The organism is Legionella maceachernii, from assembly GCF_900167045.1.
GTDB lineage: Bacteria > Pseudomonadota > Gammaproteobacteria > Legionellales > Legionellaceae > Tatlockia > Tatlockia maceachernii.
Map to the genome: position 1 here is coordinate 67,519 of NZ_FUXJ01000009.1, position 23,987 is coordinate 91,505.

Genomic DNA, 23,987 nt, shown 5'->3' on the forward strand with positions numbered 1-23,987 from the left:
TATGATTTGGAATGATACTTATTTAAGCCAAAGGCCAGGTATACCTAAGTGGCTATGTTGTATTGCATCTTGTATCAATTTTGTTATGGCTTATTTCACAATTGATAGCGCTATGACAGAAACTGGGTTAATGAATAAAACAATACCTACTCTACTCTCATTTTTTTTAATTTATTATGGCTTAAGTGGTGTTTTAGCGATTTTAAAAGGTGATGTATACGTTGAGAAGATAGAAAAAGAAGGAGATGTTTTTATCTTAACCAATGGGTTCCACAAACAAGCCAAGTTCACTGCCTCTGAGGTGCTTTCAGTAGAAAGCTCAAAATCCTCTATCGCAGAAAAATTTTTTACTGGATTTGCTAAGCATATTCCCGGATTAGACTTAATTTTAAAAGACGGAAGCAAATATTATATTACCTCAGATATGGAAAATATTGACACATTAAAAGCGCATTTACTTGGAAAAGTGGAAGGCGCATACAAATAAATGTAGAGATAAATAAGTTTTACACATAATTTAAAATGGTGTGCGTCAATTATTCTTGAATATAAAAGGATGATATAATATGCACACGAATTTAACTCTTCCCGCATAATAACGCCATTTTATCTAGGAAGGTACTCAAAATTCCATTATCCAGCTAATCCAACAATTAATTGTACATTTTATTACAGCTCAAAGTTATAATTCATGTGCTTTCAGTTCTGTGGAGAGTCGCTAAACAAAATCTTAATGGCGAGTAAAGCAGTGTAATTCATTGCAACAGGTAGGTTATGAAGTGCACTCAATGGCAGCAGTGTTTATGCGCGCTCATGTTCAAATTAACAGTAATCAACCATTCCATATAGCTCAGAACAAATTGATAACTGGGACTTATTAATGGGGAAAAATTTAATTCAGGAACCAAGGAGAGAGGGCTCAGGGCCTCTTCAACTAATGGCCAATTTCTTTTAGCCTTCTTGCAGCCCTAGTTTCCTAAAAGATTTGAGTTCACCCATATCTATTGCATCATAATTTAGATGTTAGCGAAGCATATTGTTTTTAACTTGAACACTCTCTTACAAATGCTTAAAATAATATGATTTACTAAATAAATGGATAACGGATTTTGGTAGATGAAAAAGAAACGATTGAGTTGCTTTATTGTTGGTGATGACAATATAACATTGCAGTGTGCAACCATAATCTTAGCCGGTAATCACGAGTTACTCGGTCTTGTATCGCGTTCTGAAAAAATAAAAGAATGGTGTGCTACAAATCACATTCCTTATATCCGCACTATTCAAGAGTTTGAGCGTCATTATGTGAATAGAAAGTTTGATTTTTTATTCAGTATCGTCAACAGTCAAATTCTTTCTCCAAAGGTAATGAATCTACCTCGTTATTATGCAATTAACTATCACAACTCTCCTTTACCTAAATACGCGGGCTTGTATGCCACTACTTGGGCAATCCTTAATGGTGAGTCGCATCATGCAATTACTTGGCATGTGATGAATGAGGAGGTTGATGCGGGTGATATTTTAAAACAGCGTTTTTTCCCAATTAATGAGCAAGATACAGCTCTTAGTTTAAATCTCAAATGTTATGAAGAAGCGGTGGATTCTTTTAGAGAATTAATTGATGAACTTTCTGCAAATTGGATAACCCCTATAAAACAGGATTTGTCACTACGTACCTATTATGGTTTACGAGATAAACCGGCTAATTTTGGTTTTGTTTCTTGGGATCAACCCTCCGACGATATTGATCGATTTTGCAGAGCATTCACTTTTGGAAATTATCGTAATGAATTAGTTATTCCCAAAATCATACTTCGAGACCAAATTTTTCACTTAAATGCTCATAAAACATTAACCACATCATCTGCTGCTCCACCCGGACAACTTGTTGCTATTTCAGATCAATTTTTACAAATCGCTACTGCAACATTTGATATAGCCATACTTGAATTAACGGATTTAAAGGGAAAAATATATCCAATTAAGGACTTAATTCGAGCATTAGAACTTAATACAACTTTATCTCTTGAGCGCCTAGAAATTAAGTTTGCCGAAAAATTAGTTCATTTTGATCTAGCAAGAAACCCTAAGATTGAGCAATTTTGGGTTAAAGAATTTTTAAAATGCTCCAAAGAAAAAGTCTCATTTTTGTCAAATTTAATTCATTTGGAAAAAAATAAAAAAATATTATCTCCTAAAGTAAAGATAATTCCGAATCATTTTCTGCGAAAAATCCAGAATAATTTTGATTGCTATTCATTAAAAAACATTCTATCAACCGCCATTTTAATTTATTTATATCGTTTAAATAACTACAAAAATTTATCGGTTGACTTCAGTCGCAAAGAAACGAGAAGTCAGCTTTTTGAATTTAAAAATTTATTTTCGGACTATGTCCCGTTGACAACACATTTTAACAGGCAATTATTATTCGTCGAAGCATTATCCCTTGTGTCAGATGAATACGTGCGATTGGCGAAACAAGGGACTTACGCTAAAGACATTTTTATTCGCTATCCAGAATTGAAAAATCAAGTGGATACGATTGACATTAGTTTCACTTTCGTGGATAGAAAGGAAGAAATCCCCTTAAAACACAATAAGAAACTAAATATTTATATTTCAAACGACGGCTCTTGGTTTTATGTTCATAATACTACGAATTCCAACTCATTCCCTCAGTCTTATGGATTTTTAAGAAATATCTATGACCATATCTTGACTCTATTGAGCGACATCCTCTTTAATCCCGCCAAAAAGCTCTATGAGCTTTCAATATTGGGGAAAAAGGAACGACATAAATTACTTGTAGCTTGGAATAATACTTACCGGAAGTATGATAAAACGAAGTTTCTCCATCAATATTTTGAAGATCAAGCTGTTTTACAACCCAACAATATTGCTGCGGTTTTTGAAGGTCAATCAATAAGCTACCAACAACTCAATCATCGAGCTAATCAATTTGCAAATTACTTAAGAAATCTTGGGATAAAACCCAATCACTTGATAGGTCTTTCGCTTAATCGCAGCATTGAATTACTTGTTTGTATTTTAGGCACCCTGAAATCGGGGGCTGCTTACCTCCCTCTTGATCCTTACTATCCTAAAGAACGAATCAATTACATGCTTAAAGACAGTGGCGCTCATTATTTGGTTTTCGATCAAGAATCGAACAAGCATAAACTCAATGAGTTCCAAGGCAAGATAATTACAATTAATTCTTTGGATTTTAATCAGTTTCCGACGGAAAACCTTACTATTCTCAATGCCTCCATCGATTTAGCCTATGTTATTTATACTTCTGGAACAACAGGAAAACCCAAAGGAGTTGCTATTTCTCACGGTGCGGCTTGTAACCATATGGTTTGGATGCAAAAAGAATATAATTTCGATAAGAATGATATCTTTTTACAGAAAACCCCCTTTTCGTTTGATGCATCTGTTTGGGAATTTTTTATGCCTCTTTTTGTCGGTGCTCAATTAATTATTGCTTCTCCTGATGCTCATGCGTGTCCTATTAAATTAACTCAATTAATACAGGAAAACAAAGTGAGTGTGCTGCAACTTGTTCCATCGATGTTAAAAGAATTAATTTCTACCACAGATTTTGCCAAATGCACCTCATTAACACATCTTTTTTGTGGGGGTGAAACTCTCTTAGCAGAAACTATTCATGCGTTTTTTGACCATCATCCATCAAAAACAAGTCTTCATAATCTGTACGGGCCAACGGAAACTACCATTGATGCGATTTCTGCTACTTGCACTTTAAACGATGCAAAAAGTCAGGTCAGCCGTATCGGTAAACCCATTATGAATACACAGTTGTATGTATTAGACGAGGAAAAACAGCTGGTTCCTGCAGGTGTAATAGGAGAACTTTACATTGGCGGTGATGGATTAGCCCGTGGTTATTTAAACAATCCAGACTATACCGCGGAGAAATTTATACCTAATCCATTTAGCACTATACCAGGAGATAGACTGTATAAAACAGGTGATCTCGTTAAATGGCAATCGAATGGCCATATTGAATATCATGGCCGAATGGATTGCCAAGTTAAAATTAGAGGATTTCGAATAGAATTAAGTGAAATTGAATCCACTTTGGAAAAAATTTCCCATGTTCATCAATGCATCGTCAAACCCGAGCTTCACGCTAATGGTTCTCATTTTTTAACTGCCTATATTGTCCTTAAAAAGAATACCGACCTTTCTTCCACTGAACTTCGTGACATGTTAAAACAACAACTTCCTGATTATATGGTTCCAAGCCGATATTTCATAGTCGATAAGCTACTTGTCACACCGAGCGGCAAACTAGATCGAAAAAATTTACCTACACCTTTAAGACAATTGAATCTCGGAAGCGAACAGGTTGAACCAAGTACGGATATTGAGAAATCCTTAAAAAGAATTTGGTGTATTGTTTTAAAAATAAGGGATCTTGGAGTTGAGGACGATTTCTTTGAGCTTGGAGGAAACTCTCTCTCTGCAATGCGAATAATGACAATGGTGAAAGATCAACTTTCGGTTACGCTCAGCATTAGAAAAATATTCGACTGCCCCACAATAAGGAGTCTAGCGAAAGAAATCCATAATGCGGGGGAAGCTAGTCCTGAGCCGCTAAAATATTTAAAGGATAGTGTTATTGTTCCGATAAAAAAAACAGGAAAAAACCCGCCCCTGTTCCTCGTTCATCCCATTGGTGGTAGCGTATTCTGGTACAAACGTATTGGGAAATATTTGTATGACGAGATTCCTTTATACGCGATTCAGGATCCTGGATTAGATAGGAAAGAATTCATTTTTGAGACTCTGGAGGAAATGGCAAATACCTATATCCAAGCGATTCAAGCCATTCAACCTAAAGGTCCCTATGTGCTTGGGGGTGCATCGTTTGGTAGTACGGTTGCTATTGAAATGGCAAAACAGTTAGAAGAAAAAGGAGAAACCATCTCTTCAATCGTTTCTCTTGATGGTTGGGCATCTTATCCTATACTTCAAAAAAATGAAGCTTATTTTCGTGAGATAATGAATGCGCAAAATTCAAGGATCTTAAAAAAATACATTAAGAATAACTTAAGTTCAGCACATTTTTTGCTTGAACTTCAATGGCATAGAGAAAATATGCTGATGAATTATAAGCTATCAGCGATTAGGGGAAAATTCATTTTATTTAAGGCAAAGGTACTTACTGCGATATTTAACTATGACGCGCACTTCAATTGGTGGGATAATTTCACTATGCAACCCATTGAACTACACTTAGTTCCTGGAGATCATGAAACAATGTTTTATGAACCGAATGTCAGAGTATTGGCTCAGAAACTAAATAAAAGCTTAACTGAAAAAATGTGTAATTACTCACACCCTTTCTTTCTCGCTCCTCAAACCAAGGATCTTACATTATTATTTGATCCCACAGAAAGCCGTGGGGCGTAAAATGACTACTCGTTTCGAAGAAGTGCTGAAGCGATTTATTAACTTACTGCATCAACCTGTATTTTTATTAGATCAAGATGCTTTGATTGTGGATCTGAATTTCTCAGCCGAAAAAATCTTTAAAATTAATAAACACGAGACTCTTCATAAGCCCATTTCATTTTTCTGTCCTGATTTCAATTCAAAGCAGTTAGGAATACCTCTTTTCGTCAAATTATCCGCTACAGCCAACGCTCAACAAATTCTTTTTCATCCTATCCTTTTAAAAAAGTCCAAAAATGGAATCCAATACATTTTGGTAGGCTCTGCTGATCATGGCGCTAAATCAGGTAACCAAGGTAAAGATGAATCACTGCATGAGGCCATTGCAAGTCTAACTCAAATGTTAACTGGCCAATTGATTGATAAAAACAAGAATGCATTAGAGCATGTAAAAAATATCTATCACTACATGGAAAATATTATTGCAGAGATACCTGTTAGTGTTTATTGGATGAATAAGGACTGTGTCTATCTTGGTTGCAGTAATAGTATGGCTAGATTATTAAATCTAAAGTCAAGGCACGAGATTGTTGGCAAAACCTATGCTGACCTTTATGACGAAATCTCAGCCTCATACTATAAAAAAGCAGATCAAGAAGTTATGAGTCAAGGTGTTTCTTTGAGTTTAGAGGAGCCGATGTATCATCCTAATGGAAGAAAAGAAATATATTTGTCGAAAAAAGTACCCTTATGTGACCCGGATGGAAACCTTATCGGTATGCTGGGTATTTCAGTGAACATCACTGACCGAAAAGAAATGGAAGAAAATTTACGGCAAGCTAAAATGGCAGCCGAAGCAGCAAATCAAGCAAAAACTGAATTTCTTGAAAACATGCGCCATGACATCCGTACTCCTTTGACAGGCATAGTCGGTTTTGCAGACATCCTTGAAATGGAGTCAGATAATCCGCAAGTTAAAGAATATGCTGAGAATTTAGTGGCCTCAAGTCATGCCTTACTCGATCTATTGGATGAAGTCTTAGAAGCCATTCGCGTAAGTTCGGGAGAAATTCCTAGGCTCAAGAAAAAATTTAATTTGCAGAAAACATTACAACAAATCATCGAGCTTAATAGAGCCAAGGCGGCGCAGAAAAAACTGAAAATGACTTTTAACTATGACTCGCAAATTCCTCGATATTTGATAGGTGATAAGATCCGCATTCATCGCATTGCCTTGGAGTTGGTCGCTAATGCGCTTAATTTTACCGATACAGGTTACGTCAAGCTTACAGCGACACTTGCGCAACAAGATCATCGTGAGCTTATTATTAAACTGGTTGTGGAAGACTCAGGCATTGGTATCCCCAAAGATAAACAGCAAGAAATCTTTTTGCAATTTAAACGCCTTACGCCTTCGTATCAGGGTATTTATAAAGGCGCAGGTCTTGGTCTTTCGGTGATCAAACAATTTGTCGACGAATTGAATGGGGAAATTTATGTCGAAAGTGAGGTGGGCAAAGGTACCCGATTTACCTGTCTTTTACCCCTTCAACAGTCCTTGCTGAATGATGAATTTGGTGTTGATGATGAGATGGAAAAAGTCATCGATAAGCCTTATGAAACCACGTATGCTCAAGAGATAAAGCCAAGCCAGAAAGCGTCAAATCAAACACAATATCGTGTTCTGGTTGTTGAAGATAATCCCATTGCGCAGACGGTGGCGAAATCCATTTTAGCTCAATTAAATTGCCAAGCGGATATCGCGGAAAGCGGCAATAAAGCTGTCGAAATGTGGAAAGCAGGAGCATACGATTTAATTTTTATGGATATCGGTTTGCCGGATATCGACGGATATCAAGTGACTCATCTCATTCGTGTGCAAGAGCTGGCAAAAAAATCACATACCCCCATTATAGCCTTAACTGCTCATGCGGGAGATGAAAACAAAAAACGTTGTATTGATGCTGGAATGAACGCTGTGCTCACTAAACCCCTGACAGTAAAAAGCTGCACTGACATTGTGGATGCCTTTATTCCAGGTAAACATCCCCATAAAACCCAAGAGTCACTAAACTATTTTTCTGATTTACCGCAACAGACTGACGAGTTATTTAATCTTTCACCCTTTCCTCTTTTGGATATTAAAGAGGGTATTAAAACAACAGGAAGTAAGACTGCACTGGCTGACATGTTGACTTTTATGGTGAATGAATCTCTTCCTGACGATTTAGCTGCAATGAAAAAAGCACATGCAGCTCAGGATTGGGATAAAACACAACAACTCGCCCATAAAATCAAAGGAGGTGCGGTGTATGTGGGAACCGTTCGTATAAAAATGGCTTGCCAATACCTTGAGCGTTATTGGAAAACAGGACAGCGTAATTTATTAGAAGAGCTTTACCAACAAATTTTAAAAGTAATTGAAGAAAGTCTAAGCGAAATTTCTCATTGGTTAGAACGCTATTAATAATTCACGAAACCTGCTTTGCTGCAATATTAAAAAGTGATCCATGTCTTTATTAGACATATAATGAATCAATTGTCCTCTAATTTAATGTGTACTACGAATGAATGATTCGTGCTCTAATTATTGAAATATGCTTTTACAACCTCAACGAGCTGTTTTGTTGAATCCATACCATTAAGAATGAAATCAGCCTCGAGCCTAAATTTAGCATCATTAAACAATGGCCTTGATTCTGTGAGGTATAACTGCAATTCATTTAAAAGATCGGTTTTCGTTTTATTGGCCTGTTTATAATCCCTAAGCAGCCAGCGGCATAAAGAGACGTCTAACGGTACATGAATATGAAACCAGGTATCGATGTAGAGGCCCGTTTGTTGATGAATACGCCCCAACGGTGCATCAAAGATAATAAACTGTGTGGGTTTAATCGCATCATGATGTATAGGATGAATTACGGTTTTTCCTGCTTTAAGGTCTCTAAGAATATCAGCTAATTTAGGGTAGTCCCATTCAGCATAATTTTCTCCTCTTTTGTACCAGTCAACATAATCTTCAGGGCCATTGGAAATAGCATCAAAATCATCCCAGGCAATAACTGGGCTTTTTAAATCAGTAGCAAGCGCGGTACTTAACGTTGTTTTCCCGGCGCCAGTGTTTCCGCTAATTCCAATAATATGTGGTTTTATTTGTTGATTCATCTTTAATAGCGTTTTCGATAAGAGCACTAACATCATAAGTAGGAGGTTTCCAATTATAGCGAAAGTTGAGAACAATATCCTTGAGTGCGATTGTAATTATTGTGATCAGTGTGTATCATTTAACAGCTTAAAGGTAAAGGATTTCGCTCTAATCATAAGCTGGGATATAATCAGGCGGTTTACCGATATTCTAAATCTTATAATTTCCCTCTCCCAAAAAAATAATTTAATGGACCTTATCGGGATTTCATTTGATTTAACTAAAACCTTACTTCATTACATTAAGGATTATTAGCATGCGTTTGTACTACAGAGCAGATACTCGTAGCCCCAAAACTATTTTCTGCGATGGATTTCAACCAAAAAACAATTTTTTAGGTCTATTAGGAACGAGTTGGTGGCAGCACGGTATCCGCCAAACGGGTTATCCCGCTCTGCTAAAAACAACCGCGACTGATGCACAAATGGATAACGTTGTTTGTTTAGCTAAAAAGCTTGAGTCAACTCCTCTTTTTCCAGTATGCGACCAATATCATACCGATTATGACTCAGAAATTTATGTTTATGTCATGGCACTACCTGATGCTGAATTACCTCAAGATATCGATGCGTCACAGCCGATTGAGGTATTTGACATGGAAGCTTACCAGGTTCAAGAACTTAGAGAAATTATGAATCACTCTGTGAACCCTGCAATGGCTGGCTATGTGTTAAGAGGCCACGAAGCATTTGTGAAAAATGTTGCGGTGCAAAATATTATTTGTGCGGTTAAATGCAAACGTTCCGATTTTGCGCTGACAGCAGGATTACCCGTATTCACAAAAGCACAAGACGATACTGATAAATTTGTTATCGACCAGGAGCGTTATTTTGAAATAGGGCATGAGGTTTTTCTAAACAGTAAGTATTCGCAAGATGCACAATATAAAGACGCTGCCCTTGATGAATTGCATCGTGTTAAAGCAAAAGGTTTACAGCCATCGACGAGAATTGAAGATGCGTTAGATCATTGCGGGATTGTATATAATAAAAATCAAATCCATAAGTCAACTTATTTTTGGCAAGAGGTGACATCCTTAAACTTCGGAGTGGCATTTTTTAGTATTCTTGAGAGTATTTACTATGCTGCAATCCAGCTTTACAAAGCCTGTGTGCGCCAATCAGTACAAAAACCCCTGGAAATAGTCGAAACTTTGCCCGATTCAATGCAAGACACCCATAGAAAAAAGACTTTGAGCTTTTATGGACGATATTTTACAACAGTTGGTGTGGTTACAGGGCAGGTTGATTCTATGACGGCTTATGCGATTTCTCATTTTTAAGCGCTATTGTGTGTAATACTCTTCGGTTTTGGTGGTTAAAATAAAGCATTGAGTAAATTTTTTATGTCGTGGCAATGGGATTCGCTCTCACTATTTTGGAATCCTAAATTGGCTTCGGGACAATGCGAGTTTATTCTATAATTTGCAAATTTAATCTTCAGGTCTAACTAATGAAATCAATTGGTGTCTACTTAGGAGCTCATTACGGAAATGATAATTCTTTTAGAGAATCAGTCATTACTCTAGCTAAAGAAATCACTAACCTTGGCCTAGTTTTAGTGTATGGCGGGTCAAGTCTTGGTTTAATGGGGCTTTTGGCTAATAGTGTAAAAGCATATGGCGGAAAAGTAATCGGCATAACTACTCATCAACTTATAGAAAAAGAACAGCCACTTGATACGCTAGACGAGTTATATGTAGTTAATTCCATGCAAGAGAGAAAACAAATTTTACAACAAAAATCGGATATGTTCGTCGTCATGCCAGGGGGATTAGGGACTTTAGAAGAAGCTTGTGAAACTTGGAATGCTATTAAAATTGGCCTATTTAATAAGCCGATTGGTTTCTTAAATGTTGCAGGGTATTTTAATGAGCTTTTTGCATTCATTCATACTTGTGAGAAAACAGGTTTTCTCTCTGAAGAGCATAAAAGAATACCTAAAATAAACGCCGATATAAAATTATTGCTAGGAGAACTTATTGAAAATCTCGAAATATTACAAAAAAATCACTATAAAAGAGCCGACAATGAATTGTTCCACTCTCTGTAGCTATCAATCTTTTATTCAATAAAATTCGACCTTTCTGTATTAATTCAATTTGGCATTATAGTTTTTTATGCGCTTAGGTAATGAAGTTTTAGATTGTGTAGTTTAGCCCCCACTGTAAGGGGTCTCTGCAAAAAGCGATGAATGAGCTTGGCAGAGTAGGTGCGGATTATGAAATGCCAACAGACCCTATCATAATTGCTAATAAGCATAAGAAAATTACGCGAGTGAACTGAAAAAAACAATAAAAATTGAGCAAGAGACTAGTAGTGGGACTTTATTGATATTGATGGCCCAACGAATCCGTACACTGATCTTCAGTGTTTGTTTGGCTATTTTTATAGGCGCCCACTGCAAATAATCCTATTCCGGAGAGAACTGCTGCTATACCGAGTCCAGCCACTATTACAGTACCCAAAGTTGCTGCATTAAGGACTGTGAAGGCTACGGCTACTGCTGCAATGCCTACTACCGCTATAAAACCACCTAAAACCATCATGTTAATATTCTCAGCGAATTTGTCTATTTCTGACCTCATCACCGAGGCTGCTGGCATTAATCGCTGAGAATGACTTATTTGCGTAGAATGGCTTGCCAGCTCGCTATTAGCTTCTTTCTCAATTAACTGGCATCTTGTTTTGCCATAGCTAACCTCTAGCATTCGCTTATCGTCTGCTGGGAGACAAAAAACGTTAAAATTACATCCATTACCTAAACTAACATTGCCATTGGAAATTTCTGCTGTGCAAGTACCGAGCTTTACCTTATCCGTTTCAATATTATAAAGCATCAAGTGAGTAGGAAATTGAGTATCTTTAAAAAGAAAAGCGCCTTCTCCCCGTTCATCGACAATAAATACCCTTTGTTTTATACCCAAAGAATCAATGAAATACGCGCCTCGATTTATCGGATCTTCTTGGTTTGTCGGAAAAAATAAATCATAGAACTGGTTATCTATCTCCACGCCATAACTCGTTGAAGCACTATTCTCATTTGTCCACTGGTGGAGATGAATTTGTTTAAATGGCATAGGGGCGATGCTCAGTTGAAAATTAAAAGACAAAATTTTACAGCATATTGTGGTTTATTCAAGTAAACATGATTCAAGAAGTATTGTTCAAATGTTGTTTTAGGACTCATTTTAAATTTATCCCCAAAAAGGTTGTAATCGTTTTGCTGCAGCGCGTTGCTCTAATTGTTCTGACGTCTTGTGATCAAACTGTTTAAGGGGAACATTGGAGGGGTGATAGAGGCTGGGCATTAAGTGAAGCACTTCTTCTGTTTTTTTGAGTAAGGAATGCAGTTCATAATCCATCAAAGGCGTTTTGTTTACTTGATGATAGAGTTCCTCTGCCTGTCCAAGACCATGAATAATGGCTTGGTGAAAATGTGAAATTGGGCCTCTGAGTGCAGCAATATGATCAAAAATGGGGCCCGCAGCTGGTTGTTCTAGAATTTGCTCCACTTCTTGATTAAGTTGATGGAGCACCTCTAAAAATTGGTTTTGTTTGCTAAGCAGTTTTGAAGTTTCCCTAACCATAAGGTGCTGCCTTGGTGCTTTGTTTTTTAGTGCAAATGAGGCATGACTGTTTTTATAACGAGCGATAATTTTAGAGAGGGAGCCAGTGAGTATCGCGAGCACATTTAAGATTTGTTTTAAATCTTCATTTCCTACCGCATAAGCTAATCGATCTCGATTTGTTTTGGCAGAATGCTGGGGGTGGATGCCAAGAAAATAAAGCACATTATGATCGAGCGTTAATAAAAAATTTAAGGCATCTTCGCCGCTTAAACGATATTGTAATAGGAGTTGAATAGTAAGGATTTTGTCCTCAGTTGAAAACTCGCCTTCGTCAGTCGAAACTTGACGAAGATTACTTAAAATAGATTTTGTTTCATTAAGAAATAAGGTTGCTTTATTCATTAAATGGTCAATCGTATTCGGTATATTACTCATAACGTTTCATTTAGTGTAGGGCGAGCGAATGAATTTTACCCCTTATTATAATTATGCGATATATCTCTCACGAGATCTATCAACTATACCCCTCTTGCAATCGATGGTTTAGTAAGAACGGCATGGTTTTTCCATGTCCTTATCGACACCCTCACTCGTCTGTTTGATCACCCAAAGGCCAATGCCTGCGCCTCCACAATCAGTTTAATGATAAACTCACGATGAGCTTGTTGTGCCATCGGGGCCGTAAGCTTGCAATTCAGGTTGAATGACTATTGGTTTTCCCTGCAGAGTAAAATTATACTCATTAGGAGTGAGTTCTCTCGACTCAGGCTTACTCAGTAGGCTACATAAGGAAAAAGAATGAAGAAGGAATGCCTTAATACTGCCTTGTGTTTTTTTATACTACTTTGCTTATCCGGTTTAGTTCGTTATTTTTATAAAAAAGAGCCACGTCCATCCACCGCTGATGGCAGTATTGTTATGGCTATAGGGATATTTTCATTTGATGCTTTACTAAAGCTGCCTCTCGTAAGCCGTGGTTTCACTCAATTGGTCACCTTAGAATTGCTGATTGTTTGGTTGTTCCTGGTGAAGAACTATCTTAATCAGTCTTTACATGGTGGGTTCAAATGCTTAATAAATCATACGGCAGGTCAATTTGGAATAGGAACTTGGGTGGCGGGATCATCAATACTCGCTTTGCTGTTTTTCCGAGACTTTACCTGTTACCGCTTCATCGCTTGGTTATGCGCTTTTTTAGCATTTATCATTTGGTTACCCTACCTTGCTCTTTCTGTTTGCAATCTTTGGCTTATTGTCACTAGGCAACGCAAAGTCCACATTGGAATTATGTTATTAGCCACCGTAAGCACACAATCCATTGTATTGTTAACTTATTTCATGTTTGCTACCACCATTCCGCGTTTGGCCTATCAAGCAGTTATTGTTTTGGGTTACTCCCTTTATTTTACTGGGCTGTTTATTATTGTAAGGTACCTCCTTTATAGCCGATTGAGCCGTATTATTTTAGGATGGCACAGCACAAATAGCATCCTTCATGGCGCCTTATCCATTTCAGGATTAGCAGCGGCCACCACTAAGGTAATTTCTGATCAATTAATTATAGTGACATGGTTTCTAGCTACTGGTTTCCTTCTTTTAGTCGAAGGAATAAGCGTAATAAAAGGCATTTATCGGTTTAGAAGAGCTGGATTTACTGAGGGTATACTGGTATACGATGTGTCTCAATGGGCACGGGTGTTTACTTTGGGAATGTATTACACGTTTAATCTTTCTCTAATAACGCATCAAGTGTACGTTAATCCTCTCATTCAATGGGTTGCTTATTATGGGCAATACGGAGTGCTAGGCATTGTATTATTCGAATTAGTTAATTATTTTTATTATTACCTAAGTTCAAAGCGTATTGACGTGCACTTCGCGTACAAGGGCTAACCAGGCCTTTGCCGCTTCTGAAAGGTAGGAATTTCTGCGCCAAGTCATGGCCATGTCCCATTGAAGCTCAGGTTCGTTAAGTAAAAGAGAGTGGATTTGGGGACTAGGCCTTTGAGTAGCTATCATTCGCGGCAAGAAAGTAACACCCAGACCTGCTGAAACAAGTTCTAACATAAAATCAATCTGACTACTTTGCGCAACGACCTTGGGCTCGAAATCGGCCCGGTGGCATGCATCCAGTATAATTCGATGTAAAGCAAAACCACTACCAAACAGAATAAATGGAATCTCTTTAAGCTCTGGTAAGGAAATCGAACTTCGCGTGGTTAAAGGATGGCTTGATATCAACAGTGCGACTAGGGGTTCAGAACGCATTAATTGAAATTCAAATTCTTCAGAAATGGGTAACAATGTTCCAGCAAAATCGATTTCTCCTTCTCGCAGGCATTGTGCAAGCTTATCACTCCCGTGTTCAATGAGTTCTACTTCGATGCCGGGATAACGCTGATTATAGCGAGCAAAGAGAGGAGCAAAGAGAGTGCTACTCCCCACAGGAGAAATACCTAACCGTAATCGCCCTTGTTTCAACCCTCGGATCTCATCAAGCTCTTTCAGAAGATCATCGCGATCCGCAACCAGTTTTAAGCCTCTACGATAAACAATTTCGCCCGCTTTGGTCGGGACATTATGCCTCTTAAATCGTGCAATGAGAGGGGTAGCCAATTCATCTTCAAGCTGCTTTATGGCTTTGCTCACTGTGGATTGGGTAGTAAAGAGGACCTCTGCCGCTTTGGAAAAACTACCTTGGCGCACCACTTCAATAAAAACACGGAGTGATTTAAATTCCATAATAATTCGCTATTGGAATGATTTTGAGTCTATAAATTCATTTTATTCATAATAAAGAAAAGTGTAAACTTTAATGAGATAAAAATGATCAATATACGGCTCCAACATGGTACTAAAAATTCAACAAAATTCACTGTTTCAGGTCGGATTAGTTTGCTTAATGTGGCTTATTTGCGAGCAAGTGGCCAACGTTGTCCGACTACCGATCTCGGGGGGAATCCTTGGCCTTGGGGTGGTATTCATTCTTTTAATTACAAAGCGTTTAAAGCTTGACAGCATTAAGCAGGGTACTGAATTACTTCTTAAAGACATGTTGCTTTTTTTTATTCCCTCTGTGCTTGGAATATTAAAGCATCAGGAGTTTTTAAGTTTGCTTGGACTTAAGATTCTCTTTGTAATTTTGCTCAGTACGGTATCGGTAATGTTAGTGACGGCGGTTGTTGTTGATTATTGTTATCACTGGAGAATGGGTGATGCTCAGTGATTTTTTAGCTGCATTCAGTGGGAAAGCATTTTTTTGGTCAGTCATCACGATAAGCTTGTACTTTATTGTCAAACGACTTTACCGCCGATGGGCATTTTGGTGGCTAATGCCCATTGCGCTCACGCCTATTTTGGTGGGTAGCATTATTCTTTTACTGCATGTCAGTTACTTCGATTATTTTCGTAGCACTAAATGGTTAGCGCTTTTGCTTGGGCCGGCGACCGTTGCTTTCGCAATTCCCATTTATGAGCAACGCGCACTCATTCGCAAGCATTGGCCAGTGCTTCTGATTGGTGTCATTGTCGGAAGTGTAACGGCGATATTAACCAGTTGGGGGTTAGCAATTCTTCTAGGTTTCGATGAAAATTTACTCTTAAGCTTGTTACCCCGCTCAATCAGTACACCCTTTGCGATCGAAGTCTCACGCGGAATTGGTGGCACGCCTGATTTAACGGCCATTTTTGTGATTATTACGGGAATATTAGGTGCTGTGATCGGTGAATTCATACTCACGCGTTTGTCTTTTAATTCAGCGCTTGCAAGAGGGACTCTTTTAGGGATCGGGGCGCATGCAGCGGGGACTGCTCAAGCTCAAAAAATAGGATCGACAGAAGGGGCTATCGCTAGCTTAGCAATGATTTTAGTCGGTCTCTTAAATGTACTTCTTTTCCCTCTCATTAGTCATTTTCTAAAATAACACCCTGTCAATTGGAATTTTATTGCATCTTTAGCAGTAGTAATAATGCTGCTACAGCAATGACGGATATTTTCATACTCAATCATTTCAATGCTGACAAAATCTGTCACATCCCTCTCTTAAAATAACCTCGGATTATGTACTACTAGGAGTATTAACATGACATTTCAAAAGTCCAAATTAGTCAGCCTCGATAGTTTTTCCGTTTTAGAATGCAGTAAGCGCCTGTTTGTTTTGCAAACAGGACTTTCAACATTGGAGACATCCAATCCCATTGCGAACAAACAGGCTACCTTACTGTGGACTGTACGTTGCTTTTTAAAAATCACAAGGCTAATATAAACATGCGGGGAAAATCCCCGCACGGACTTTCTAAGGTGTTAGCGCACCGAAGAAGTCTAACCACCAATAACCCCACAGCACTGGAGTTACTCATGGCTAATCTTAGAGTAATACATCTTGCGCTTATGCGCAAAGAGCAAAATGTTGTTATAGCTGCTAAACCCAAACAAAAAACATTCAATTCACCCACTTTTGGTTCTAATCCCTCGATTAGCCATGAGATTTGGCGGTTGCCGAAGGTGTTTGAGTTGCGTTCTTTGTTAGCAGCAAAAAGCAACGTTGCGCGATTATTCGAATAGGGGGTTGAAGCGGGAGCACTGAAAAGTGCTCCCAAATCAACTTTAATCGGTTGTGCTTCGCCCCCTTCGGTGAATTTCTTTTTTATACTCACAAGGTGAGCGTAAGCACTTAGTTTCAATTCATGCAAAGGAAAAAGCATATGACGGCTAAGTTACGCATCTTAATCGTAGAGGACAATGCGATAGCGGCAAAGGTTTTACGAAACCACTGTTTAAAAGCAGGGTTTGCTGTGGACCATGCCACAGGAGCAAAAGCGGCTTTAAAATTTTTACTGCAAAAGCACTATCGGCTTATTTTGATGGATTTAGGACTAGCAGATGGCGATGGCAGGACACTAACTCAATGGATAAGAGGAGAGAAAAACTTAAACCAGTCTACTGCAATCATTGTGATAAGCGCCCATATGGATGAGACGTTGAAGCATGCCTGTTTAGCAGCAGGTGCTAACGAGGTCTTGGTCAAACCAGTCAGCCGCATAATCTTGGATAAACTACTCAGGGATAGCCAATGAACAAGCGAGGCCAACTGACATTTGACAATCTAAGTCATTTTTTAGCAAAACTGGCAGAAAACTCTAACAGCGTCTACTGGCTGAGCACGCCTGATTTGAAACGGATTGAGTACCTAAGCCCGGCATATGAAACCATCTGGGGGCGGGCAAGGGAAGAGCTCTATAATGACCCAGAAAAATGGGTAACTTACCTGCACCCAGACAATGATTACAGTTACCATCCTATCCATGATATGGCAGAGCGTATTGCTGCACGTGGCCAGCAAGCGCGTTTTTCAGAAACATATCGCATTATCCGGCCGAATGGCGAAATCCGCTGGATAGTCGACAGGGGTTTTCCTATTTTTGATAAAAATGGGTGTTGCCATGGGGTGACGGGAGTGGCGATAGATATTACCCAGGAAAAATACTATGAAGAACAATTACGGCTTGCCAAAGAAAAAGCCGAGATTGCCAATCAGGCTAAATCAGAATTCATTGCCAATATGAGCCATGATGTACGTACTCCGCTAGCAGGCATCTTAGGTCTAACCCAGGAATTAATTGATGCCGCGAAAGAAGCAGAAAAGCGAGGACAGCAACCACTGGCTAAAAAAGTAAAAAAAGACGGACGCCATCTTTTTTGCGCAGCCAATGCGTTGTTAAACCTCTTTAATGAAATTCTGGAAGCCATTCGTGTTGAGTCGGGGCAAACCGTAGCTAAAGAAGAGTCCTTCCATTTGCATCGCTTAATTAAGCAACATCTCAAGTTGCTTGGACCGATCGCGCAACAGAAAAAGTTAAGCTTAACCTGCCACATTGACCAGCGAATCCCTTCCTACGTGCGTGGCTTACGCCACCATCTTGATCGCAGCTTGCTAAATTTACTGAGCAATGCCATAAAATTTACGCGACAAGGCTATGTCAAAATCATTATCGAAAAAGACGAAGAGCAAAGAGCAAGCGATAACGGTATCCCCATAAAAATCAAAGTACAAGACAGTGGTATTGGCATTCCAGCTGATCAATTCGACGCTATCTTTGAGCAATTTTCACGCTTAACACCCGCGTACCAGGGATGTTACTCAGGTGCAGGACTTGGTCTTTATATGATTAAACGTTATATGGCTGAGATGAAGGCCCGCATTGAGGTTGAAAGCGAGGTGGGGAAAGGATCTTGTTTTACATTACGGCTAGCTTTGAGGGAGGTATCATGATATTGACTCCAGAAGGTCAACCCGCGGGGGATTTGGATAAAATTACTTTGTTGGCGATGTGGTCAAGACATTTGCGCAAACAAGAGCGGTTGGTCATTACTTCAAACATGGGCAAACCCACCTTCGCCTTGAACGGGCATGCTGCATCTCTTGCTGCACAGCATTGGTCGCAGTTGCAGTTGGCTGTCCAAAAGGCGCATCACTGTTTTCGTAGCAACCCTGACTCGGCTCTCACGCGTGATTTAATTGTGCAGATGGCTAGTGCCATTGATTACGGTGACCCCCAGGGTGATGCTGAGGCACGTGAGTTGATGGCAAAAGCACTGAATCGTTGGTACAAGCAACGTATTGAAGTGGAACCACAGCATCTGCTTTTTACTGTAGGCGGTGCTGCTGCCATCCATATTGCTCTTCACGTCCTGCATGAGCAAGCGCCTGACGCTAAAGTAATTACTCCTTTTCCGCATTACAGTTTGTATGCAACAACGAATAAATCCCTGCAGTTACACCCAATTCCGGTAATGGATGAACCAGGCTATCGTTTAACTGCCAAGGCCTTAGCCAAGAGCTTAGCACGCAACAATCATCCCATTGCGGCTTTCTTATTTTGTGATCCCAATAATCCTTTAGGCACCCTAGTAAGCCCTGAAGAATGGCAGGCCATCGCCGCTGTCTTACAACACTACCCCAAAGTACCCATCCTGCTCGATGAAGCTTATGCTGAAATGCGGCTTGATGGGCAAGCCCACCAGTCTCTGTTAACGGTTGCGCCTGAGCTTTACCCCCGCACCATTTTACTACGCTCAGCCACAAAAGGTTTATCTGCAGCTGGCCAACGAATGGCTGTGTTAATCACGCCGGATGCAGCATTGATGAGCAAGCTAGTGGTGAAAAATGTTTCTATCTATGGCCATGCCCCACGGATTGAACAATATATCTTTGCCTCCGCGCTCAACTCCTTCAATGAAAATGACCGAAAGGATTTAGCTGCGTTTTATGCCCCGCAGGTAAAGCTTGCTCAAAACCGGCTTAAAGCGATGGGCGCTGCAATGCCTGATCCGCTTTATCAAGTGGAGGGTACATTTTATGTCTTAGCCGATCTCAGTGCCTTATTAGGCCTGGAGCTTTCTGCCGAAGCTGCCTATGTGTTAGGCAAATCAGGACCTATGGAAACGGATGAAGATATCGCCTATTACCTGTTGTTCAAAGGTCTGAGCATTGCCCCTTTGTCTTATTTCGGCGCAGCTCCACAAGCGGGATTTATGCGCATTACCTGTAGCGGCGGGGATTCAGAGATTAATGCGCTCTGTGATATTTTGCAAAAGGCTCTAGTTCAGGCTAGGAAAATGAAAAAACAGATCAAACAAAAGCGGATTTTAAGTAGTTCGGAGATCTAGAAGGTAATTTTTTAATAGCTAGGGTTCTGTACAGGCCCTAGCAACAATAGACCTAATTACGTTGAATTGCTGGATTATAGACCCGTGCCAAAAGAGGGTGTCGATGCTTTTGTGTATTGCTCCCTTCTTTCGTCTAGACTTTTGTGCAAAGCAATCAGCCCTTCTTTTAATTTTTGCATTTCTTCATTTTGAGGTTCTTCTAGTAATTCTAACGCTTGTTGACAAGCGGCCATACTGTCAGCGAGATGTTCTTGAGCCTCTGGCAATTTATTTTGATAACGACAAGTTCTTTCAAGATTAGAATAAATTCTGGTTTCTAAATTGCGAAGTTTGGCCAGTTCCAAGAGTTCAGAACTGGGTTTTTCCTTAAGAGAACTACAGGCTTTGAGCGCGTCCAGATAAATAAGGCGTGCTTTCTCAAAATCTTTTGATAGGTAGGCAGTGTCAGCTAATTTTTTAAATCCACTGATTTGCTCCAACAATCCTTTTTTAATGCTTTCATCCTCAGGCGACATTGCATGAGCTTCCAAGTAAGTTTCTAATTTGGTTTTTTGTATTCTGTGATCCAACAAATTATTTCTTCTAGCACGATAAAGATCCCTGACCTCTTTTATATGTTCCCCAATACACATTTCTGTGCTGCGATATTCTGTTAAAGTTTTATAAAAAATGGTCTCATTAATTTGATAAGCATGTCCTGTAAATTGCGTAGCATTGGCTAGCCCATTAGCACAGACAATGCCATTCGCTATCCCTGTTCCTTTGCGATATTCTGCACTCATCATTGCATCACCGCACACCGCAATCGGGAAAGGGAATGGGCTTGATTGACAAATTGGATTTTCTACTTGATGGGGATCGACAATGAAAGGACAGAACTTTAAAGATCCTGGCTCTATTTCAAAATCAATTTTCTTCCCTGCTTTTAATTCAAGCATTGTGGATAACCATTCTCTTTGCTTAGACTCAGGAGCGCGCGCTAGTTCGTCAGGCATTTCAAAATAGCAACAAAAGCGAGATGGCTTACCGCCAGAAAAGCTCCAGCGTCTCATATCCCAATGAGGCATATCATTTTGTGTCCATCCTTGTGCTCGTAATTCCTCAAAGCGTTTTACTTCATTGATGGCAGAGTGGGTGCCTCTATACCCAGAAAGTAACTCGGCATCTTCTTGATTCATAGTAATGAAGGCAATGAAATTAGTTTTTACAGGATTGTCGGCAATCGGGGAAACTTTAAAAATTTCTTTTGACGTTGTTGAATTGACATAGTTAACTACGGCTCTGCTTTCACCCGAGCAATCAATCAGTAAATCACATTTTATCGGGCTTATATCTCCTTCAACTTCAACCGAATCACCTTGAATACCCTTAAAATGGGCGGAAGTAAATTTTACCTCTAATTTCTCCGCTTCTTCACGCAGCACTTTCTGGATGTCGCTGATGTAGTAGGTTTCAGGAAAAGAATCTGCAAAGGGGATTTCTACTTTGATGCCGAGATGAGCCAGTTGCCGAGTAATGAGTTGTCCAGCTTCTACTGCAACTACACCGGGTCTGGAAAAATGGTCGGCATATTTGTCAATGACTTGTACGGGAAACCCTTTGCGGGCCAGATAAATGGCGGTGTATAATCCCACAGGTCCTGAGCCAACTATAACAATGGGCATACAATTCCTTATTTTATTGGAATTGTATTAATTATAGGCATTAAGATGAAATAATGATCAGCAGCCCCGCATTTGATTGAATGGTGACAATATAATCACTATAATAGATAAAAGCACAATATTTCTAAGGAATGAAGCGTGTATAGTAAATTTGAGAGAGTTATTCCCATTAATGATACGACGCTTTTAAAATTCATTGAGGATGATGCCCCTTTCTACTCCAAACTTTATCTGTATCATGATAATAAGAGGGTTTCTGACTGTAGTTTTAAGCCCGAAGAAAAAAAACAGATTAAAGAAGCAATGCAAAGCTATACGTCCCTAATAAATACGTTGAAAACAATAAGTAATGCCGTAAACAATAAGTATCTAAATGAGTTTATCGAACTTATTGAAAGTTATAGAAAAAATAATCACCAAACCTCTCCAGGTACATGTCCACCCCGACCTTGATACCGCGACCACAGTGCTGACAGAATCTGTCACATACTCCGCTTAATATAGCCTCAGTGTGGATTACTGAGGAGTATTAACATGGCATTTCAAGAACCCAAATTAGTCTCTCTTGATGGTTTTTTGATTTCGGGCTTGAGTGTAAGAACGAAAAATAGCGAAGAATTCGATCCGAATACCGCTAAGTTACCTAAGCTTTGGGAAGCGTTTTCACTGAAAGCAAATCATTTACCTTTTTTCATGAAGAATTCTGAGATTTTCGGTGTATACACGGATTATGAATCGGATGCTACAGGCTATTATAATGTCACCGTGGGAGGGCTTACTGAAAAAGTTTTGCCTGAGTTTTCTACGGTCAAAATTCATTCGGGGAATTATTTAGTTTTTAGTGGGAAGGGGGTAATGCCAAAGTCCGTTATAGAAACTTGGTTAAGGATTTGGTCCTATTTTGAATCGTACTCAGAATGTAAACGTAATTTTATTTCTGATTTTGAGTTATATCGAGGGGATGAGATTAGTATCCATATTGGTGTAACAATCGAATCGAGTGACTAAGAGAGCGATCAAGTCCAAGTCTCATATTATCGTTGCGTGTAATAAAGATAAGGTATAAATTCGTCTGACCTAAAAATTTCAGGATTCAGTTGTATGCCTAGTCTCAATGTTGGCTTTTCATTTCGTAAAGTGGATAAAAATGATTACAATCTGGTGTGCGACTGGTTGAAAAAAGATCATGTCAAACCCTATTTCTATGATGAAGGGCTAGCTAATACGCTGAATAATCTACGCTTGTTCGTGAGCGGCAAAAATCATAATGGCAGGTACAGTTTCGAACACTGGATTGCGTTTTTTCAGAATCAACCGTTTGCTTTTTTGATGACATCACGAATCGATGGACCGTATGATGCGCAAGATGATTACGATAAATGGTACGAAGAAGGAAAAGAAACAATAAGTTTAGATTTGCTCATTGGTGAGGAAGCATTTCTTGGCAAAGGCTTGGCGGCTAAAATGATTCGAGCTTTTCTTTTGGATCAATTTTCTTTCGCCGATAAAATTATCATTGATCCGGCCGAAGAAAATGCGCGTGCTGTGCATGTTTATGAGAAGGCAGGCTTTAAAAAGATTGAGCGGTTCTTTCCTGCAATGGACCCCATTCCTCACTGGATGATGATTTTAGACATGCAGACATTGCTCAAAGAGGCTAGTAAGTAGCATAAACAATAATTCCACCTATTTTTTGTTTTCTAATGTCGGTGAGTAGCTGTTGGTAGCCGTTATACATGAGCTGAAATAAAGCGCCACCGAATCGTTCGACAAGCGCGTCTCGTTTTACATCAAAATGATGCAATAATTGGATGTACCAATGCTCAAATTGAGTGGTCACGTCTAAGCTGGTCTTAAATTTCCATCCTGTTCCTGCCAATTGTTCTTTTAATTCGGGTAAATAAATTGGGTTAAACTGTGAGGCGGTTTTCGACCAAGAAAATGGGCTATCAATGGGTGATTTATTAGGACGTGAATAATCAAAAATCACCAAGGTACATCCTCTTTCTGCTAAGCGTGAGAATTGGTAGAGCGCTTCTTGTTGTGAAGTGAAACAAAAAAATGAACTAAAGCAGTAAATGACATTGAATGTTTGTGATAACAGAAATTCTGCTTGTAAAATATTGCCATCAATAAAAGAAATTTCTGGGTAATTCTGCTGTGCATATTGAATAAGCTCGCTATCGAGATCAATGCCGGTAATCTGTCCCCAGCCGCGCTGTTGTAAGTAGTGAGCTGTTCCTCCTAAACCGCATCCCACATCAAGAATTCGTTGCGATTTGTTTTTCTCGATCGACGTCATGGCAAGTTGAATGGCTTCAACTTCTCCAGGATGGGCAAAATCACCATTTCGAGCGAAAGAAAGCAATTGCTTGGTTAGACTCATATTTTTTCTCTAAGTAGTAAGAATTCATAAAACTAAACTAGCATTTTTTACGCGTGAATTTA

The 23,987-nt window shown here is 39.2% G+C and carries 22 protein-coding genes; 16 read left to right on the forward strand and 6 right to left on the reverse strand.

What is annotated here, in order from left to right; genetic code table 11:
• Window position 1 precedes the first annotated feature (1 nt).
• The 3 genes from B5D33_RS09095 (at window position 2) to B5D33_RS09105 (ending at window position 7,897) form a co-directional block, all read left to right on the forward strand.
• Window positions 2-487 (forward strand): hypothetical protein, encoded by a 486-nt coding sequence (locus tag B5D33_RS09095; RefSeq protein WP_058452061.1) that lies wholly within the window; start codon window positions 2-4, stop codon window positions 485-487.
• Window positions 488-1,116: 629 nt separating this feature from the next.
• Window positions 1,117-5,448, forward strand: a complete 4,332-nt coding sequence (locus B5D33_RS09100) for an amino acid adenylation domain-containing protein (protein WP_065239994.1) — start codon at window positions 1,117-1,119, stop codon at window positions 5,446-5,448.
• A gap of 1 nt (window position 5,449) precedes the next feature.
• Window positions 5,450-7,897: a PAS domain-containing sensor histidine kinase gene (locus tag B5D33_RS09105; protein ID WP_065239995.1), complete on the forward strand. Its 2,448-nt coding sequence runs from the start codon at window positions 5,450-5,452 to the stop codon at window positions 7,895-7,897.
• A 116-nt stretch (window positions 7,898-8,013) separates the two neighbouring features.
• Here the strand turns inward: B5D33_RS09105 and B5D33_RS09110 are convergent, their stop codons facing one another.
• Window positions 8,014-8,631, reverse strand: a complete 618-nt coding sequence (locus B5D33_RS09110) for a nucleoside/nucleotide kinase family protein (RefSeq protein WP_234802489.1) — start codon at window positions 8,629-8,631, stop codon at window positions 8,014-8,016.
• Window positions 8,632-8,891: 260 nt separating this feature from the next.
• Here B5D33_RS09110 and B5D33_RS09115 point away from each other — a divergent pair, with 260 nt between their 5' ends.
• Together B5D33_RS09115 and B5D33_RS09120 are read left to right on the forward strand one after the other, a co-directional pair.
• Window positions 8,892-9,917: a hypothetical protein gene (locus B5D33_RS09115; RefSeq protein WP_058452062.1), complete on the forward strand. Its 1,026-nt coding sequence runs from the start codon at window positions 8,892-8,894 to the stop codon at window positions 9,915-9,917.
• Between the two features lie 170 nt (window positions 9,918-10,087).
• On the forward strand, window positions 10,088-10,687 hold the full coding sequence (locus B5D33_RS09120; RefSeq protein WP_058452063.1) for an LOG family protein: 600 nt from the start codon (window positions 10,088-10,090) through the stop codon (window positions 10,685-10,687).
• A 274-nt stretch (window positions 10,688-10,961) separates the two neighbouring features.
• Here B5D33_RS09120 and B5D33_RS09125 read toward each other — a convergent pair whose 3' ends face one another.
• Together B5D33_RS09125 and B5D33_RS09130 are read right to left on the reverse strand one after the other, a co-directional pair.
• Window positions 10,962-11,714, reverse strand: coding sequence for a hypothetical protein (locus B5D33_RS09125; protein WP_058452064.1), 753 nt, complete (start codon window positions 11,712-11,714; stop codon window positions 10,962-10,964).
• A 117-nt stretch (window positions 11,715-11,831) separates the two neighbouring features.
• Window positions 11,832-12,641, reverse strand: coding sequence for a hypothetical protein (locus tag B5D33_RS09130; RefSeq protein ID WP_058452065.1), 810 nt, complete (start codon window positions 12,639-12,641; stop codon window positions 11,832-11,834).
• A gap of 363 nt (window positions 12,642-13,004) precedes the next feature.
• Here B5D33_RS09130 and B5D33_RS09135 point away from each other — a divergent pair, with 363 nt between their 5' ends.
• Window positions 13,005-14,099, forward strand: a complete 1,095-nt coding sequence (locus B5D33_RS09135) for a TDT family transporter (protein ID WP_058452066.1) — start codon at window positions 13,005-13,007, stop codon at window positions 14,097-14,099.
• Here B5D33_RS09135 and B5D33_RS09140 read toward each other — a convergent pair.
• The gene (locus B5D33_RS09140) at window positions 14,061-14,948 is read right to left on the reverse strand and encodes a LysR family transcriptional regulator (protein WP_058452067.1); all 888 of its coding nucleotides are present in this window, start codon (window positions 14,946-14,948) and stop codon (window positions 14,061-14,063) included. The two genes, B5D33_RS09135 and B5D33_RS09140, sit on opposite strands and share 39 nt — an antisense overlap.
• A 106-nt stretch (window positions 14,949-15,054) precedes the next feature.
• Here B5D33_RS09140 and B5D33_RS09145 point away from each other — a divergent pair, with 106 nt between their 5' ends.
• The 7 genes from B5D33_RS09145 to B5D33_RS09170 all read left to right on the forward strand — a co-directional run bounded on the left by B5D33_RS09145 (window position 15,055) and on the right by B5D33_RS09170 (window position 19,875).
• The gene (locus B5D33_RS09145; protein WP_058452068.1) at window positions 15,055-15,432 is read left to right on the forward strand and encodes a CidA/LrgA family protein; all 378 of its coding nucleotides are present in this window, start codon (window positions 15,055-15,057) and stop codon (window positions 15,430-15,432) included.
• Window positions 15,422-16,129, forward strand: a complete 708-nt coding sequence (locus B5D33_RS09150) for an LrgB family protein (RefSeq protein ID WP_058452069.1) — start codon at window positions 15,422-15,424, stop codon at window positions 16,127-16,129. Before B5D33_RS09145 ends, B5D33_RS09150 begins: the two co-directional genes overlap by 11 nt.
• 159 nt (window positions 16,130-16,288) lie before the next feature.
• Window positions 16,289-16,471, forward strand: coding sequence for a hypothetical protein (locus B5D33_RS16320; RefSeq protein WP_133140987.1), 183 nt, complete (start codon window positions 16,289-16,291; stop codon window positions 16,469-16,471).
• Window positions 16,472-16,473: 2 nt separating this feature from the next.
• Window positions 16,474-16,770, forward strand: a complete 297-nt coding sequence (locus tag B5D33_RS16325) for a hypothetical protein (RefSeq protein WP_133140986.1) — start codon at window positions 16,474-16,476, stop codon at window positions 16,768-16,770.
• Between the two features lie 140 nt (window positions 16,771-16,910).
• On the forward strand, window positions 16,911-17,282 hold the full coding sequence (locus tag B5D33_RS09160; protein ID WP_058452071.1) for a response regulator: 372 nt from the start codon (window positions 16,911-16,913) through the stop codon (window positions 17,280-17,282).
• Window positions 17,279-18,478 (forward strand): sensor histidine kinase, encoded by a 1,200-nt coding sequence (locus tag B5D33_RS09165; protein ID WP_058452072.1) that lies wholly within the window; start codon window positions 17,279-17,281, stop codon window positions 18,476-18,478. The genes B5D33_RS09160 and B5D33_RS09165 overlap by 4 nt, the downstream gene beginning before the upstream one ends.
• Window positions 18,475-19,875 (forward strand): pyridoxal phosphate-dependent aminotransferase, encoded by a 1,401-nt coding sequence (locus B5D33_RS09170; protein ID WP_058452073.1) that lies wholly within the window; start codon window positions 18,475-18,477, stop codon window positions 19,873-19,875. The genes B5D33_RS09165 and B5D33_RS09170 overlap by 4 nt, the downstream gene beginning before the upstream one ends.
• Window positions 19,876-19,949: 74 nt before the next feature.
• Here the strand turns inward: B5D33_RS09170 and B5D33_RS09175 are convergent, their stop codons facing one another.
• On the reverse strand, window positions 19,950-21,539 hold the full coding sequence (locus tag B5D33_RS09175; protein WP_058452074.1) for an FAD-dependent monooxygenase: 1,590 nt from the start codon (window positions 21,537-21,539) through the stop codon (window positions 19,950-19,952).
• Between the two features lie 138 nt (window positions 21,540-21,677).
• On the opposite strand from B5D33_RS09175, the gene B5D33_RS09180 reads away from it, so the two are divergent.
• The 3 genes from B5D33_RS09180 (at window position 21,678) to B5D33_RS09190 (ending at window position 23,207) form a co-directional block, all read left to right on the forward strand.
• On the forward strand, window positions 21,678-21,992 hold the full coding sequence (locus B5D33_RS09180; protein ID WP_058452075.1) for a hypothetical protein: 315 nt from the start codon (window positions 21,678-21,680) through the stop codon (window positions 21,990-21,992).
• Window positions 21,993-22,073: 81 nt separating this feature from the next.
• A complete protein-coding gene (locus tag B5D33_RS09185) occupies window positions 22,074-22,547 on the forward strand; it encodes a GyrI-like domain-containing protein (RefSeq protein ID WP_058452076.1) in 474 nt (157 codons plus the stop codon).
• A 93-nt stretch (window positions 22,548-22,640) separates the two neighbouring features.
• Window positions 22,641-23,207 (forward strand): GNAT family N-acetyltransferase, encoded by a 567-nt coding sequence (locus B5D33_RS09190; RefSeq protein ID WP_078767398.1) that lies wholly within the window; start codon window positions 22,641-22,643, stop codon window positions 23,205-23,207.
• Here B5D33_RS09190 and B5D33_RS09195 read toward each other — a convergent pair.
• Window positions 23,197-23,925, reverse strand: a complete 729-nt coding sequence (locus B5D33_RS09195; protein WP_058452077.1) for a class I SAM-dependent methyltransferase — start codon at window positions 23,923-23,925, stop codon at window positions 23,197-23,199. The genes B5D33_RS09190 and B5D33_RS09195 overlap by 11 nt on opposite strands.
• Window positions 23,926-23,987: the final 62 nt, after the last annotated feature.